Genomic DNA, 14,835 nt, shown 5'->3' with positions numbered 1-14,835 from the left:
GCCCAGGTAATACTTGTGATGGAGGATCAGTGAACGTGACCCAGAGTTCCGACGCCGAGGTGCGCCCGGCGGCAGCTCCGGTCCGTGGCAACGGCGGGCGCCTGGGCAACCGCATCTTCCGCGGCATCTCCACCAGTAGCGGCGTGCTGATCCTGGTGATCCTGGCAGCGGTCGCTGCGTTCCTGCTCTACCGCGCCTGGCCGGCACTGACCGCTGACACGTCGGCGTTCGCCGAGGTCGACTTCATGATGGACCGCAGCCTGTGGGCCTGGGTCCTGCCACTGATCCTCGGGACCATCCTGTCCTCGGTGATCGCGCTGATCGTGGCGGTGCCGCTGAGCCTGGGCATCGGGCTGTTCATCTCGCACTATGCCCCCCGCAGGCTGGCCCAGTTCCTCGGCTACATGATCGACCTGCTGGCCGCGATCCCGTCGGTGATCTTCGGCCTGTGGGGCATCCAGTGGCTGCAGCCGCTGGTCCACCCCCTGTTCGCCTGGTTGAGCACCCACCTCGGCTTCATCCCGATCTTCAGCGACTATCAGGCGCCGGCCCGGAACATCATGACAGCGGGTCTGGTGCTCGCGGTGATGATCGTGCCGATCATCACCGCGACCATCCGCGAGGTGTTCCTGCAGACCCCGCGGCTGCACGAGGAGGCCTCCCTGGCTCTGGGCGCCACCCGGTGGGAGATGATCCAGCAGGCTGTCCTGCCGTTCGGACGTTCGGGCATCATCTCTGCCTCGATGCTCGGCCTCGGCCGCGCGCTGGGGGAGACGATGGCCGTGCTGATGGTGCTCTCGCCGGGCTACGCAGTCAACTTCCTGCTGCTGCAACCAGGCCAGCACCAGTCGATCGCTGCGAACATCGCCAGCCACCTGCCGGAGGCCGGTGCCGACGGTGTGGACGCCTTGATCGCCTCCGGGCTGATCCTGTTCGCGTTCACCTTCGCCGTGAACCTCGTGGCCCGGTGGATCATCAATCGTCGCGCCGAGTTCTCAGGAGCCAACTGATGGCAGTCGCCGCCCCGCCCCTGCCCGTGCGGCGCCACCGCCGCTTACCGCGGTGGGCCCCGCCCGTTACTCTGCTCGCCTCGCTCGCCCTAGCAGCAGGAATCCTGGCGTTGTTCGGCCAGGTTACTCTGGGCGGGCTGTTCGCCCTCGGCGCGCTCTGCTACGCCGTCGCCATCACCGTGCTCTCCCGGGTGGTGGAAGGGCCCAGGTGGGCCAAGGACCGATTGGCGACGGCGTTGGTCACGGTGGCCTTCCTGCTCGCCGTGATCCCGTTGATCACCCTGCTGGGCATCGTCGTGGGTGACGGCATCCAGCAGTTCAGCTGGGAGTTCCTCACCACGGACATGGTCGGCGTGTTCGGCTCGATGGCCTCCGGCGGTGCGTTCCACGCGATCATCGGCACCCTGTACGTGACCGGGATCGCCGCAGTGATCGCGATCCCGCTGGGTATCTTCACCGCCATCTACCTGGTCGAGTACGGCCAGGGCCGGCTGAAGCGCGGCATCACCCTGCTCGTGGACGTGATGACGGGTATCCCCTCGATCGTGGCGGGGCTGTTCGCCTACACGATGTTCCTCGTGGTGGCCGGTCCGGACTACAAGGCGGCGCTGATCGGCGGTGTCGCACTGACCGTGCTGATGACCCCGCTGGTGGTGCGCAACGTCGAGGAGATGCTCCGGCTGGTGCCGAACGAGCTGCGGGAAGCCTCCTACGCACTCGGCGTGCCGAAGTGGCTGACCATCGTCAAGGTGGTGCTGCGGACCTCGATCGGCGGGATCACGATGAGCGTGATCATCGCCCTCGCCCGGATCATCGGGGAGACCGCTCCGTTGCTGATCACCGTGGGCATCGTGCAGTCGGTGAACTGGAACGCCTTCGACGGGCGGATCGCCACGTTGCCGGTGTACGTCTACCGCCAGTATGCGCAGGGCGGCCCCTCCGCCGACCGTGCCTGGGCGGGTGCGCTCACGCTGATCATCATCGTGATGCTGCTGAACCTGATCGCGCGGCTGATCAGCCGCTACTTCACCCCCAAGGTGTCTCGATGAGCGCGAGCAGCTGCCGCGTGGGTATGCCCACGCACGAGGCGCGCCGATCTGAGGCACCGCAGGGCTCTGGGACAAAGGACTACTGATGAGCAAACGAATCGATATCTCCGACCTGAACGTCTACTACAGCGACTTCCTCGCCGTCGAAGGCGTGAACATGAGTATCGAGCCGCGCAGCGTGACCGCGCTGATCGGGCCCTCCGGCTGCGGGAAGTCCACCTTCCTGCGGACACTGAACCGGATGCACGAGGTCATCCCCGGTGCCCGGGTCGAGGGCAAGGCCGTGATGGACGGGCAGGACCTGTACGGCCCCGGCATCGACCCGGTGGAGGTGCGCCGGCAGGTGGGCATGGTGTTCCAGCGGCCGAACCCGTTCCCGACGATGTCCATCGCGGACAACGTGCTCGCCGGGGTGAAGCTGAACAACCGGCGGATGTCGAAGGCAGCGTCCGAGGAGCTCGTGGAGCGCTCGCTGACCGGGGCGAACCTGTGGAACGAGGTCAAGGAGCGGCTGGACAAGCCTGGCTCGTCACTCTCCGGCGGGCAGCAGCAGCGCTTGTGCATCGCCCGGGCGATCGCCGTACAGCCGCAGGTGCTGCTGATGGACGAGCCCTGTTCGGCGCTGGACCCGATCTCCACCCTGGCGATCGAGGAGCTGGTGCACGAGCTGAAGAACGACTACACGATCGTGATCGTCACCCACAACATGCAGCAGGCCGCCCGGGTCTCCGACCGGACGGGCTTCTTCAACATCGAGGGCACCGGCAAGCCGGGCCGGCTGATCGAGATGGACGACACCACCACGATGTTCTCCACCCCGGCGGAGAAGGCCACCGAGGACTACATCTCCGGCCGCTTCGGCTGATCGCTGCCGCGCCGACCGAGGCCACTCACTGTCGAGCGGCCGTCGCCGAGCGTTCGCGGCTCGCCCAGTCACCGCCCGGCCGGTCGATACTTCGCTCGGTGATTCGATACCCGCGCGCACGAATCACCGCGCGCGGTAACGCTTGATTCGATTCACCCGGTGCGCGGGTGGATGGGGTTGGCGCGGGGATAGATGTGTGGGGCGGGCGCGGGGAGAGATGTGCGGGGCCCCGCGGGATAGATGTGCGGGGGAGTGCGCACAGCAGAGGGCCGCAGGCGGATCGCCTGCGGCCCTCAGTGCTGCGTGAGAGTCGGCTCAGAGACCGGAGCCCTCGAAGCTCTCGGTCGAGGTGGAACCGTCCATCGTGTACAGGACGCAGATGACCTCGCGGTCGTCCGCCTGGTCCCAGGTGTCCTGGCTCGGGCCGATGAAGTTGATGTCCAGGGAGGACTCCTGGTAGTCGGCGCCGACGAACTCTTCGAATGCCGGGAGGCACTGCTCCTCGGCGGCGGTGCTGATGGCGTCGTCACCGGGGAAGTCGCCGTCGTCCATGTCGAAGAGGTGGAAGACCTGCGCGTCGTGCTCCTCGGAGCAGTCGACGGTCGGGATCTCGGTGATCTCGCCCTCGAAATCGGACGTGTTCACACAGGATCCCACCTCAGCGGTGGCGACCTGTCCGCCGCAGGCGGCGAGCGAGGCGCTCACCCCGACGGCACCGACGACGGCAAGGGCGGTTCGGACGATACGACCAGTGTTCATCTTGCTCCCCAAGACTTTGACTGCGGGACGAGTTTCCCGCGTACTGCCAGCCATCTTAGAGGGGACTTGGCCCTGGAAACAGGCGGAACCACGGGGCGAACTCCCCATGTGACCAGGGCAACATCGTGTTGCCATGTTGTGTCGTCGTGGCCGGTGGGGAAGCGACGAGACGCGGCAACGCGATGCTGCCCGGGAGGGTGCGCCGTCGCCGGCTCAGCCCCGAGGGCGTGGCCGACCTGGCCGACCTGGCCGATCGGTCCGATCGGTCCGACGCGCTGGTTGGTCCGGCCCGACCGGCTCAGCCCATGAAGAAGTGGAACACGAAGAACAGCGCCGCAGCGACCCCGCCAGCCGCGGGGATGGTCAGCACCCACGCGATGCCGATATTGCCCACCACACCCCACCGCACGGCGGAGAGGCGTTTGGTGGCACCCACGCCCATGATCGCCGAGGTGATGGTCTGGGTGGTGGAGATCGGCGCGTGGAACACGAACGCCGTGGTGTAGAGCACGCTGGAGGCGACCGTCTCCGCCACGAACCCGCGGGCAGGGTCCAGCTCGATCACCTTCCGGCCCAGGGTGCGCATGATCCGCCAGCCGCCGGAGTAGGTGCCCAGCGAGATGGCACTCGCAGCGGCGATCTTCACCCACAGCGGGATCTCGGAGCCGGTGTGCCAACCGGCCGCCACCAGCGCCAGGACGATCACCCCCATCGTCTTCTGCGCGTCCTGCAGCCCGTGGCCGAGCGCCATCGCCGCCGCCGACACGGTCTGCGCCACCCGGAAGCGGCGCTGGGTCCGCCCCGGTGCGGCATTGCGGAAGATCCACAGCACGGCCACCATCAGCGCGTAGGCGAGCCCGAAACCGACCAGCGGTGAGAGCACCATCGGGATGACCACCTTGTCCAGGATCACCGACCAGTGCACGGTCGACATCGAGGCCACCCCTGCCCCCATCAGGCCGCCGATCAGCGCATGCGAGGACGAGGACGGCAGCCCCTTCCACCAGGTGATCAGGTTCCAGGTGATCGCTCCGAGCAGCCCGGCCAGCACCACCACGAGGCCGTTGGTGCCCGCCGTGACCTCGACGATGCCGCTGCCGATCGTCTCGGCCACCCCGGTGCCGAGCAGTGCACCCACCAGGTTCATCACTGCAGCCATCAGCAGCGCGGCGCGCGGGGTCAGCGCCCGGGTGGACACTGAGGTGGCGATGGCGTTGGCGGCGTCGTGGAAGCCGTTCGTGTAGTCGAACGTCAGCGCGACGACGATGACCAGAAGGACGAGGACGAGCTCCACCGGCTCAGGACTCCTTGAGGAAGATCGTCTCGACGTAGTTGGCGACCTTCTCGAAGGAGTCGGCAGCCTGTTCGAGCACGTCGATGATGCCCTTGAGTTTGAACATCTCGATCACCGCGGCCGGGCTTTCCTGGTAGCGCGGGCTCTGGAACAGCAGCGCGAGCAGGTCGCGGTAGGCGCGGTCGGCCTCGTTCTCCAGCCGGTTGACCTCGATCCAGTACTCGGTGAGCTCCTCGCTCATATCCCGCAGCCGCGGCATCGCGGCGGCGGTGAGCTCGGCGGCGCGCTGCAAGGTGGAGACTTGCGCCATCACCCCGTCCGGCAGGTCGTGCACCCGGTACAGCACGATCAGGTCCCCGGCGGCCTCCATCGCGTCCATGCAGTCGTCCAGAGCCGACGCCAGGTTGTAGATGTCGTCCCGGTCGAACGGGGTGACGAAGGTCTGGTTCAGCCGGCGCATGATCGCGTGCGTGCTGTCGTCCGCGTCATGCTCGGCCTGACCGAGCTGGTCGGCGTACGCCTGACGCTGCGCGGGCGGGGCACCGATGAGCTGAGCCAGCAGATCGGCGCCGGTGACCAGATGGCCCGCCGAGCCGGCTAACAGGTCGAAGAACGTCGCGTCGCGTGGGGTCAAGCGAAAGCGCACAGGAGACTCCGAGAGGGTGGGGAGGTCAACTCGAACAGGCTAGAGCATTCCAGGCGGCACGTCTGGCCCGCGCGGGATCGGGAGCCGATAGTGACACCGGGCCGCCCAGCGCCTGACGGCGCGAAGGCCGCTCGAAGCGGCTGATGTTGGAGCCCGGGGCTAGCGCGACCCGGTGTCACTCCCCAGTGTACGAGCGCGACCGGGGTGCTCGCGCACTGAGGCCGAGTGGCGGGGGCACAGCCGCATCAGGGCGCCGGTGGACGGTCCTGCGGCCGGTCGAACCGGTAGCCGACGTTGCGCACGGTGCCGATCAGCTGATCGTGCTCGGGGCCGAGCTTGGCGCGTAACCGCCGGATGTGCACGTCCACGGTGCGGGTGCCACCGAAGTAGTCATACCCCCACACCTCCTGCAGCAGCTGGGCCCGGGTGAACACTCGGCCGTCGTGCTGGGTGAGGAAGCGGAGCAGCTCGAACTCCTTGTAGGTCAGATCCAGGGCGACACCGCGCAGGCGTGCGGTGTACCCGCCCGGGTCGATGGTCAGGTCGCCGACCTCGATCTGGTTCGGGTCGGAAGAGGTGTCCGCCGCGCCGGCCCGCTCCACCAGCAGCCGCAGCCGAGCATCCAGCTCAGCGGGGCCGGCCGAGCCGAGCACGATGTCGCTCACCCCCCAGTCCGCGCCGACCACGGGCAACCCGCCTTCGCCCAGGACCAGCAGCACCGGAGTCTCCAGACCGGCCGCGCGCAGGGTCCGGCAGGTGCTCCGCGCCCGTGCCAGGTCGTCGCTGCCGTCCACCACGATCACATCGGCGTCCGTGTGGCCCAGGGCCGCACGGGCGTCGGGTGGGGCGAAGCGGACCCGGTGGTGCAACAGGGCGAGCGCCGGTATCACCGGTGCCCCGTTCGGGGGCGCAGTGGTCAGCAGTAACAGGTCAGCCACGCGCGCTCCTCCCGACCTGAGGACCTTTACCCTATCGAGTAGACGGCGCTCCTTTCGCCGCCCGCCGACAGCGGCGGCACGTACGATCTCCCAGATGAGGTGGACCGAGGCATGATCAGCGGCACGTTCCGGGCCGTGGTGACCGCGACTGCGGCTGCGGGGATCGGCATCACGGCCTTCGGCGACCGGTCCCTCCTGGTGATCACCGTGGCCGGGATCGCGGCACTGTTCGCGATCGGCTGGCCCACACTGCTCGAGCTGCCCGCGCGCCGGGGCGCGGTGGTGGTGCTTGCCCTGACCGGCGGTGCGGCGATCGCCGCCCTGCTCGTGTGGAACGACCTGCTCTACGTGGCGGTGGTCCTCGGAGTGGGCGTGGTGGCGGCCTTTGTGCGCGAGCTGGTCCGCCGGGATGGGCGACCACGGCTGCTGGAATCGGTCTCGGGAGTGGTGACCGGCGCCGTCGTGATGGCCTCGGCGGCCGGCTGGTTGGCGATCGGCACCGGCCAGGTCTCCGTGGGTCTGCTGCTGGTCGGTGCGGTGACGCTGACGGTGTCCTCGGCGTGTACGGCGCTGCCGATCCCCGGCTGGTTCGGTTCGGCGACCACGATCGTGCTCGGTTGCGCATCCGGGCTGCTGGTGGGCTGGGCTCGCTGATCGAGGTGGTCGGGTTGCTCACCGGGGGCCTGGTGGGACTGGCCGCCGGAGTGCTCACCGCTGCCGTGCACGCCCTGTTCGGGCAGTTCCCGGCTTCCGGCAGGCCGACGGCGGCGCTTGCCGCGGCGATGCTGCCGGTCGCCGTGGCAGGGGTGCCGGTGTACGTCGTCGGTCGGTTGGTGCTGGGCTGAGCGGCCGCGGTATGAGTTCCGAGGTCTTGCGGCAGTGGGACGTCTCGGAGTGGACTGTCCTTGGTGCTGAACAGACAGGGACGTCGGAGTCTCGCTGGCTCGAGGAACCTGGCACGAGGTATCGCTGGCTGCACAAGGACACAGTCATTCCGCAGAACGGCGTGGAGCAGGGTGAGGACTGGTCAGAAGTTGTATCGACTCAGGTAGCGATGGCCCTGGGCGTGCCGTGTGCCACGACCCGGATGTGTGTGCGCCACGGCCGCAGGGGCTCGATCTCGCTTGATGTGGTGGCCCGCGGCTATTCGCTGTACCCCGGCGCCACCGCCTTGGAGTTGGCGGCGGCGCCCGGCTACTTTCCGCATCGCGAAGGTGAGCCCGGTTGCGACCCTGCTCGGCCCACGGTGCGGCGCCCAGGGCACACGCCCACGAACATCAAAAGTGCCCTCGAGGGCGTCGAAGCCCCGCCGGGGTTCGAAGGGCCGGAATCCCTGACCGGGTTCGACGTGTTCTGCGGGTACCTGATGCTCGATGCGCTGATCGCGAATCGTGACCGGCACGAGGAGAACTGGGCGGTGCTCATTCCCCTGCTACGCAGCGACCCACCACGACTCTCGCCGTCCTATGACCATGCCTCAAGCCTCGGCTACAACGAACAGGACTCCAGAGAAGGGACTGCACATCGGAACCGCGCAGGCTCAGGAAGTGGGCCGAACGGGGCACGGCGTGGCGATTCGAACATGTTGGCAGGGCGCCGAGTCTGGTGGCACACGCGGTCTCAGCGCTCGCCCTCTGTTCGCGCGAGGGGGCAGACTGGTGGCGTTCGCGCGTGCGTGACCTGGATCTCGAGCAGGTGCTCAGCGCCTTCCGGGACCGGGAGATCGTGCCGATGTCGGACCCGGCGGCTACGTTTGCTCATGACCTGTTGATTCTGAACGCGAGGAGGTTGCGCGATGCACTCATCTAGTGTGCTCGATCGCCGGGCTGGCGCGGGTCCCGGCTCGACGGCCCGCGACCTCCTGGTCCTCTGGCAGCATCCCGTGAGTAGGGAGATCGTGCCGATCGGCCGCTTCTCCCGCTCGGGATCGACGTACTCGTTCCGCTATACCCGCGGCGCTGCTGACGTGCCCGACTTTCGTCCGCTGCCTGGTCTGGACGACCTGGATAGGCGCTACGACAGCGACCGGATCCCCGCAGTGTTCGCGCAACGGGTGATGGATCCTGAGCGGCCGGACTACGTGGACTACCTACACACGATCGGTCTCACGCCCGAGCTGGCGACACCCTGGGAGCAGATCACCCACTCCGGTGGACGTCGCGCCGGCGACACCCTTCAGTTCATGGAAGTGCCGAGTGTGGTCGACGGTCGTGCCCGGGCGCGGTTCCTGACCAGTGGGATCCGCCATGTGCCGGATGCTGCGCACCGCGTCGCCGGTGACTCGGTCTGTGTGACCGCCGATGAGCACGAGCTTGCGCTTACCCAGTTGGTGCCTGGCGACACGCTTCAGGTGAATGCGGAATCAGACAACCCAGAAGATCCCTCGGCCTGCATGGTGATGGCCGGCGATGTACCGCTCGGGTGGGTGCCGCGCGCGCTGTCGGCGGATGTCCGCACGCTGATGAGGCCGCAGCCACTGACCGTCTCCGTCGTGCGGATCGGGGAACCAGGCACACCCTCGCACGTGCGACTTGTCCTCGATCTCGACGTGGTGGCCCCGGATGGCTTCCGGTTCGACCCCGAAGTGCGCTGGGAAGCGCTCGCGGCTTAGTAGAGCAACGGGTTCGGTATCCCGTCCACCTCAAGCTGGGCGTCGGTCGGTAGGTACGCGCAGACGGCTCGGAATGTCTCGTCCAAGCCGGCTTTCACCAGGCGTTCCTTGAGGGTGCCGACGAGGTCGAGGAGGTGAGCCACATCCGCTGCCGCGTAGGCGATCTGGTCGGGGGAGAGGTGCGTGGCACCCCAATCGCTGGTGCGGGTGGCCCCCTTGGCTATGGTGATGCCCAGATGTCGATCCACTAGTGACTGCAGACTGTGCGCCGCGTGCGGGAGATCGGGGTCGAGCAGTCGGGAGGCAGCTTTGGTGCACTCGACACCCACAGTGCGCACCCCCCATCTGGCAGCTAGGAATCGCAGGTCGAACGGAGCGAAGTGGAACACCTTGGTGACCCCGCGATCCTCAAGCACCGCAGCGAGACGTTCTGGCCGTCGGCGCACGCTGCGGAGCAGGACTGGACCGGTTGCCGGGCTGAAGACCTGGCAGAGGAGCAGTGGGTCCTCCGGCCAGCTCAGACCGCCCGTCTCGGTGTCGACGGCGATGCGCTCAGCGGTCCGCAGCGCATCGGCGATGTCCTCCGGTAGATCGCCCTCGACCACAGTCGCGCCCATGCTCTGAACGCTACTGCACCGTCCTGCGGCGGGAACTTTGCGAGGGATTTATTGGAGCAAAGGACCCGCTGGCACGTTCGAGGGTGCCGCGCCTCAGCTCTGCGGGCTGGCCGGATCGGCGAGCTCGACCGTGTACCCCATCGGGTCGCGCACCACGAAGCTCCAGTAGCCGACCCAGAACGGCTCGGGCTGTAGCGCCTCGACGCCGGCCGTCTGTAGCCGTGCGACCGCTGCTGCAAAGTGCTCCGCGTCGAGCCGGATACTCCAGGATGCCGGCGCGTGCCGGGGTGCGGGGTCGACGTCCAAGCCGTAGACCCAGCCCGGCTGGAAGGACCACTCCGACGGGGCCGGGGCGCCGAGTTCGAGGCCGATGGAGAACTGCACAGTGGAGCCGATGGTGTACGCGATCGAGTCGGCCTCGTCCCAGATCTGCTCCAGGGCGAGCAGGTCGGTGTAGAAGTGCCGGGCGGCGGCAAGGTCGGTGCTGCGGGCGTAGAGGAAGAAGTCGCAGGTCATCACATAGCCTCCTCGGTCGGTTCCTCGGCGCGAAAACATCTCGCGGCTCCGGCGGGTGAACCGTACGCTAGTGGTCATGTGGCTGTGATCCTCACCTGTCCTGCGCCCGCGGCGATGCCCGGCAGGACCTCGATCGACGCTGAGGACGCCTGTGACCACATCCACTACCCCCCTTTCCGCCGCACACCTGCGGCTGGACGGCATCTCGCGCACCTTCGGCACCCGCCGTGTGCTCACCGATGTGTCATTGGTGGTGCCCGCCGGCCGGCGCGCCGGCCTGATCGGCGAGAACGGGTCCGGGAAGACCACGCTGCTGCGGATCGCCGCCGGACGTTTGCATCCCGACGCCGGCACGGTCAGCGTGAGCGCACCCGGTGGCCGCACCCCGCGGGCCGGGCTGCTGCACCAAGAGGTGCCGTTCGAGCCTTCTGACACCGTCACCGACGCGCTGGAAGCCGCCATCGCGCCGTCGCGCCGGGCTGCCGCGGCTGTGGACTCCGCCGGTGTGGCGATGGCCGAGGCACCACAGGACGAGGCCGCAGCACGGGACTTCGCGACCGCCCTGGAGAGCGCGGAACGGCTGGACGCTTGGAACGCCAGCTCGCGTATGGAGATGATGCTCAGCGGTCTGGGTCTGGCCGACCTGCCCAGGGACCGGACCACCGGCGCGCTCTCCGGTGGTCAACGCTCCCGGCTCGCGCTGGCCTGGTTGTTGCTCAGCGCACCGGACGTGCTGCTCCTGGACGAGCCGACCAACCACCTCGACGACGCGGCCGCAGAATACCTTCAGCAGGTACTCACCAGCTGGTCCGGACCGGTACTGCTGGCCAGCCACGACCGCGCGTTCCTGGACGAGACGGTTACCTCGTTGGTGGACCTGGACCCGGCGCCGCTGCCGCAGGCGGTTGCCGGGCAGCTGGTCGGTGACGGCGACGGCTCCGGTATCGGCGCGGTCTCCTTCACCGGCAGCTACACGGACTACCTGCACGCCCGGATGGACGCTCGCCAGCGCTGGGAACGCCAGTACGTGACCGAGCAGGAGGAACTCAAAAGGCTCCGCGCGGCGGTACGGGACTCCCACACGGTGGGGCACGCCGGGCGAGAGCCGCGCACCGAGGCGCGGGCAGCGAAAAAGTTCTACGCGGACCGGAATGCCAAGGTGGTCTCCCGCCGGGTGAATGACGCCCGGACGCGGCTGGCGGAGCTCGACGAGGCCCAGCTGCGCAAACCGCCACAAGAGCTGTGGTTCCGGGGCCTGACCGCCGGTACGGCCGGCCAGGGCCGGTCGCGGCGGAACTGGTCCGGTCCGGTGCTCACCGCCACCCAGGTGAGCCTGCCCGGGCGGCTGTCGCAGACCTCCCTGAGCGTGGCGGCGGGGGAGAAATGGCTGATCACCGGACCGAACGGCGTCGGGAAATCCACTCTGCTGCACCTGCTCGCCGCCGACCTGGCGCCGGCCACCGGATCGGTGCACACTCCAGCGGCACTGCGGATCGGCCTGCTCACCCAGGAGGTGCACCTGCCGGACCCGGAGCGCCGCGGCAGCGGTCGTACCGCCCGGCAGGTGTATGCCGACCTGGTCGGGGCGGGCCGTGCCGAGCGCGTGCCACTGAGTACGTTTGCGCTGCTGCCCGGCCGGGACGAGAACCGCCCGGTGGAGGTACTCAGCGTCGGCCAGCGCCGTCGGCTCGCGCTCGCGGTGCTGCTGGCGGACCCGCCGGACGTGCTGCTGCTGGACGAACCCACCAATCACCTCTCCCTCGTGCTGGTCACCCAGCTGGAGGACGCGATCGGTGACTATCCGGGCGCAGTGGTGGTCGCGTCCCACGATCGCTGGCTGCGCCGGTTCTGGACGCACCAGCGGCTCGACCTGAGGTCCCAGGCCAGCTGATCGCCTGAGTCATAATGCAGCACAGGATGCGGCCGATCGGCCCTCCGGGAGAAGGCGAGAGGTGATGGCGAGAAAGCGCGCGAACGAGCTGGGCGTTGCTGCCGTGGCCAAACGGGCGGGAGTCTCGACGGCCACGGTCTCGAACACGCTGAACCGCCCGCACATGGTCTCCCCGGCCACCCAGGCGCGGGTGCTGGCCGCCATCGAGGAGCTGCAGTTCGTACCGAACCGCTCCGCCTCTGCGCTGCGCAGCGGCAGTGGCAAGCTCATCGGCCTGATCGTGCCGGACATCGTCAACCCGTTCTACGCCGCCATCGCCAAGGCGGTGGCGCACTCGGCCCGCACCCGTGGATACGTCACCGGCCTGTGCGTCAGCGATGACGACGCCGAGATCGAGATGGAACACATCCGGATGCTCGCCGAACAGCGAGCCGCGGGCGCGATCGTCGTGCCGCTGGCGGCCGACACCTCCCGCCTGGCTCGACTCCGGCTGGTCGGCGCGCACCCGGTGCTCGTCGACCGCCGGTGGCCGGTGGCCGACGGCTGCTCGGTGGCGATCGACGACGAACGCGGGGGACATCTCGCCGTCGAGCACCTGCTGACCACCAGGACCGGCCGGGTGCTGGTGGTCAACGGCCCCCGGGACATTCCGCAGTGTGTGGAACGGGAGACCGGGGCTCGGCAGGCGATCGCCGCCGATGGTGGCGACAGCTCGGCGCTGGAGGTGATCGAGGTGCCGGAGATGACGATCGAGGGCGGTGTGCAGGCAGCCTCGCGGATCGCTGAGGATCCACCGGCGGGGATCTTCTGCACCAACGACCAGCTGGCGCTCGGCGTGATCCGCGGGCTGGTCGGCGCCGGGGTGCAGGTGCCGACCGACGTTGCCGTGGTGGGCTACGGCGATCTGGCCCTGGCCACCGAGTCGATGATGCCGCTGACCTCGGTCCGCCAGCCCAAGGATGTGCTCGGCCGCTCCGCCGTGGACCTCCTCCTCGCCGAGATCGAGTCGGCGGGATCGCACGCCCACGAGGCTCGACTCTTGGAGCCCAGCTTGATGGTGCGCGCCTCCGCGCCCTGACCCACCGGGGTGTTGACATCCGGAGATCAGCCACTATCGTGCTGCTAATCGATTAAACTAATCGATTAAGTCTCTGGAACCGACAAGGATGTGAGGGCCGACGTGTCAGTCGCACCGACGCATGGAGCTGCCAGCAACGCGAGCGACCTGATCGCGCCGCGGGGTCGGAGGAAGACCCGGATCGGGCTGGTTGCCGGTGGATTGGGCACCTACTGGCCGCAGTTTCCCCAGCTGCGCCCGCAGCTCGAGGAGTCGGCCCGCTACGTGTCCGGGCGCTTTGCCGAGATGGATGCTGAGGTGACCGACGCGGGGTTCATCTCGGATGCGCAGGAAGGTGCGGCCGCGGCGGAGAAGCTGCGCCGGGCCGACTGCGACCTCATCGTGCTCTTCCTGACCACCTACCTCACCGCCTCGATGGTTCTCCCGATCGCGCAGCGCGCCGATGCACCGGTCCTGGTGATCGACCTGCAGCCGACCGAGAAGATGGATCACGCCTCGTTCAGCACCGGTGACTGGCTGGCCTACTGTGGGCAGTGCCCGGTGCCAGAGCTGGGGAACGTCTTCCGCCGGGCCGGCATCCCGTTCCGGTCCGTCTCCGGGTGGCTGCGCCAGGAGTCGGCGTGGCAGCGGATCGAGCACTGGATCAACGCGGCCCACGTCCGGGCGGCACTGCGGCACGCGCGGCACGGACTGATGGGGCACCTGTACCCCGGCATGCTCGATGTCTCCACCGACCTCACCCTGCTGCCAGCCACGTTCGGCTCCCATGTCGAGGTGCTCGAGTTCGACGACCTCCGGGTCCGCGTGGATGAGGTCACGGCCGACCAGGTGGCCGAGCGCACTGCGGCAGTGCGGGAGGTCTTCACCTTCGACCCGAGCGTCAACGAGGACGATCTCGCCTGGGGCGTGCGTGTCTCCCTGGGCCTCGATCGGCTCGTCGCCGACTTCGAGCTGGACAGCCTGGCCTACTACCACCGGGGACTCGATCAGGAGATCCACGAACGGCTCGGTGCCGGGATGATCCTGGGCGCATCCCTGCTCACTGCACGGGGCATCCCCACCACCGGCGAGTACGAACTGCGCACCACCGTGGCCCAGCTGGTCACCGAGGTGGTGGGCGCGGGGGGATCGTTCTGCGAGATCCAGGCGCTGAACTTCGAGGACGGCGTGGTGGAGATGGGCCACGACGGCCCCGCCCACATCACCGTGTCGAACCAGGACCCGCTGCTTCGTGGCCTCGGTACCTACCACGGCAAGCGCGGCTGGGGGGTGAGCGTGGAGTTCGACGTCAAGCACGGTCCGGTCACCCTGCTCGGCCTGGGCCAGGACCAGGACGGCGCACTCTCGCTGATCGCCTCCACCGGCACAGTGGTGCCGGGACCGTTGCTGCAGATCGGCAACACCACGAGCCGGGTCGACTTCGACCGGGACCCGGGCCAGTGGGTGGACGACTGGTCGGCCAGCGGGGTGGGCCACCACTGGTCCCTCTCCGTGGGCAACCGGGTGGCGGACTACCGCGCCGCGGCGTCCCTGCTCGGTATCGACTTCCGCCAGGTCTGAC

General features: G+C 68.5%; 16 protein-coding genes. 10 read left to right on the top strand and 6 right to left on the bottom strand.

The window, feature by feature from the left end; all coding sequences use genetic code 11:
• Positions 1–35: 35 nt before the first annotated feature.
• The 3 genes from pstC (at position 36) to pstB (ending at position 2,924) form a co-directional block, all read left to right on the top strand.
• Positions 36–1,010, top strand: coding sequence for a phosphate ABC transporter permease subunit PstC (gene pstC, locus FU260_RS20615; RefSeq protein ID WP_425328560.1), 975 nt, complete (start codon positions 36–38; stop codon positions 1,008–1,010).
• Positions 1,010–2,059 (top strand): phosphate ABC transporter permease PstA, encoded by a 1,050-nt coding sequence (pstA, locus tag FU260_RS20610; RefSeq protein ID WP_147918749.1) that lies wholly within the window; start codon positions 1,010–1,012, stop codon positions 2,057–2,059. Before pstC ends, pstA begins: the two co-directional genes overlap by 1 nt.
• 85 nt (positions 2,060–2,144) lie before the next feature.
• Positions 2,145–2,924 carry a phosphate ABC transporter ATP-binding protein PstB gene (pstB, locus tag FU260_RS20605; protein WP_147918748.1) on the top strand — a complete coding sequence of 260 codons (780 nt, stop codon included), beginning with the start codon at positions 2,145–2,147 and terminating at the stop codon, positions 2,922–2,924.
• A gap of 315 nt (positions 2,925–3,239) precedes the next feature.
• Here pstB and FU260_RS20600 read toward each other — a convergent pair whose 3' ends face one another.
• From FU260_RS20600 to FU260_RS20585, 4 genes are all read right to left on the bottom strand, one after another.
• Entirely contained in the window at positions 3,240–3,683 is a 444-nt protein-coding gene (locus tag FU260_RS20600) for a septum formation family protein (protein WP_168211887.1), read from the bottom strand.
• Positions 3,684–3,981: 298 nt separating this feature from the next.
• A complete protein-coding gene (locus tag FU260_RS20595; RefSeq protein ID WP_147918746.1) occupies positions 3,982–4,977 on the bottom strand; it encodes an inorganic phosphate transporter in 996 nt (331 codons plus the stop codon).
• A 4-nt stretch (positions 4,978–4,981) separates the two neighbouring features.
• Positions 4,982–5,623: a DUF47 domain-containing protein gene (locus FU260_RS20590; protein ID WP_147918745.1), complete on the bottom strand. Its 642-nt coding sequence runs from the start codon at positions 5,621–5,623 to the stop codon at positions 4,982–4,984.
• Between the two features lie 245 nt (positions 5,624–5,868).
• Entirely contained in the window at positions 5,869–6,561 is a 693-nt protein-coding gene (locus tag FU260_RS20585; RefSeq protein WP_147918744.1) for a response regulator transcription factor, read from the bottom strand.
• Between the two features lie 111 nt (positions 6,562–6,672).
• Here FU260_RS20585 and FU260_RS20580 point away from each other — a divergent pair, with 111 nt between their 5' ends.
• The 4 genes from FU260_RS20580 (at position 6,673) to FU260_RS20570 (ending at position 9,172) form a co-directional block, all read left to right on the top strand.
• Entirely contained in the window at positions 6,673–7,215 is a 543-nt protein-coding gene (locus FU260_RS20580) for a hypothetical protein (protein WP_147918743.1), read from the top strand.
• Positions 7,179–7,406, top strand: coding sequence for a hypothetical protein (locus FU260_RS20575; RefSeq protein WP_147918742.1), 228 nt, complete (start codon positions 7,179–7,181; stop codon positions 7,404–7,406). Before FU260_RS20580 ends, FU260_RS20575 begins: the two co-directional genes overlap by 37 nt.
• A gap of 826 nt (positions 7,407–8,232) precedes the next feature.
• The gene (locus FU260_RS23710; protein WP_168211886.1) at positions 8,233–8,370 is read left to right on the top strand and encodes a hypothetical protein; all 138 of its coding nucleotides are present in this window, start codon (positions 8,233–8,235) and stop codon (positions 8,368–8,370) included.
• Between the two features lie 73 nt (positions 8,371–8,443).
• Positions 8,444–9,172, top strand: a complete 729-nt coding sequence (locus FU260_RS20570; RefSeq protein ID WP_147918741.1) for an HIRAN domain-containing protein — start codon at positions 8,444–8,446, stop codon at positions 9,170–9,172.
• On the opposite strand, the gene FU260_RS20565 is transcribed toward FU260_RS20570, so the two are convergent.
• Both FU260_RS20565 and FU260_RS20560 read right to left on the bottom strand, forming a co-directional pair.
• Positions 9,169–9,789 carry a ribonuclease D gene (locus FU260_RS20565; protein ID WP_147918740.1) on the bottom strand — a complete coding sequence of 207 codons (621 nt, stop codon included), beginning with the start codon at positions 9,787–9,789 and terminating at the stop codon, positions 9,169–9,171. The genes FU260_RS20570 and FU260_RS20565 overlap by 4 nt on opposite strands.
• Before the next feature lie 93 nt (positions 9,790–9,882).
• A complete protein-coding gene (locus tag FU260_RS20560) occupies positions 9,883–10,305 on the bottom strand; it encodes a VOC family protein (protein ID WP_168211885.1) in 423 nt (140 codons plus the stop codon).
• A gap of 151 nt (positions 10,306–10,456) precedes the next feature.
• Between FU260_RS20560 and FU260_RS20555 the strand changes: the two genes are divergently transcribed.
• The 3 genes from FU260_RS20555 to FU260_RS20545 all read left to right on the top strand — a co-directional run bounded on the left by FU260_RS20555 (position 10,457) and on the right by FU260_RS20545 (position 14,834).
• Positions 10,457–12,196, top strand: a complete 1,740-nt coding sequence (locus tag FU260_RS20555; RefSeq protein WP_210418138.1) for an ABC-F family ATP-binding cassette domain-containing protein — start codon at positions 10,457–10,459, stop codon at positions 12,194–12,196.
• A gap of 64 nt (positions 12,197–12,260) precedes the next feature.
• A complete protein-coding gene (locus FU260_RS20550; protein WP_147918738.1) occupies positions 12,261–13,274 on the top strand; it encodes a LacI family DNA-binding transcriptional regulator in 1,014 nt (337 codons plus the stop codon).
• A gap of 102 nt (positions 13,275–13,376) precedes the next feature.
• Positions 13,377–14,834, top strand: coding sequence for an L-fucose/L-arabinose isomerase family protein (locus FU260_RS20545; protein WP_187368436.1), 1,458 nt, complete (start codon positions 13,377–13,379; stop codon positions 14,832–14,834).
• The last annotated feature ends 1 nt before the right edge of the window (position 14,835 follow it).

This window comes from Ruania zhangjianzhongii (assembly GCF_008000995.1).
Taxonomy (GTDB): domain Bacteria; phylum Actinomycetota; class Actinomycetes; order Actinomycetales; family Beutenbergiaceae; genus Ruania; species Ruania zhangjianzhongii.
This window is presented reverse-complemented; position numbering and strand designations above follow the sequence as displayed.

Coding starts and splice junctions, on each gene's coding strand:
- FU260_RS20560 (WP_168211885.1), bottom strand. CDS start 10,305: ATGACCTGCGACTTCTTCCTCTACGCCCGCAGCACCGACCTTGCCGCC.
- FU260_RS20550 (WP_147918738.1), top strand. CDS start 12,261: ATGGCGAGAAAGCGCGCGAACGAGCTGGGCGTTGCTGCCGTGGCCAAA.
- pstB (WP_147918748.1), top strand. CDS start 2,145: ATGAGCAAACGAATCGATATCTCCGACCTGAACGTCTACTACAGCGAC.
- pstA (WP_147918749.1), top strand. CDS start 1,010: ATGGCAGTCGCCGCCCCGCCCCTGCCCGTGCGGCGCCACCGCCGCTTA.
- FU260_RS20580 (WP_147918743.1), top strand. CDS start 6,673: ATGATCAGCGGCACGTTCCGGGCCGTGGTGACCGCGACTGCGGCTGCG.
- FU260_RS20565 (WP_147918740.1), bottom strand. CDS start 9,789: ATGGGCGCGACTGTGGTCGAGGGCGATCTACCGGAGGACATCGCCGAT.
- FU260_RS20600 (WP_168211887.1), bottom strand. CDS start 3,683: ATGAACACTGGTCGTATCGTCCGAACCGCCCTTGCCGTCGTCGGTGCC.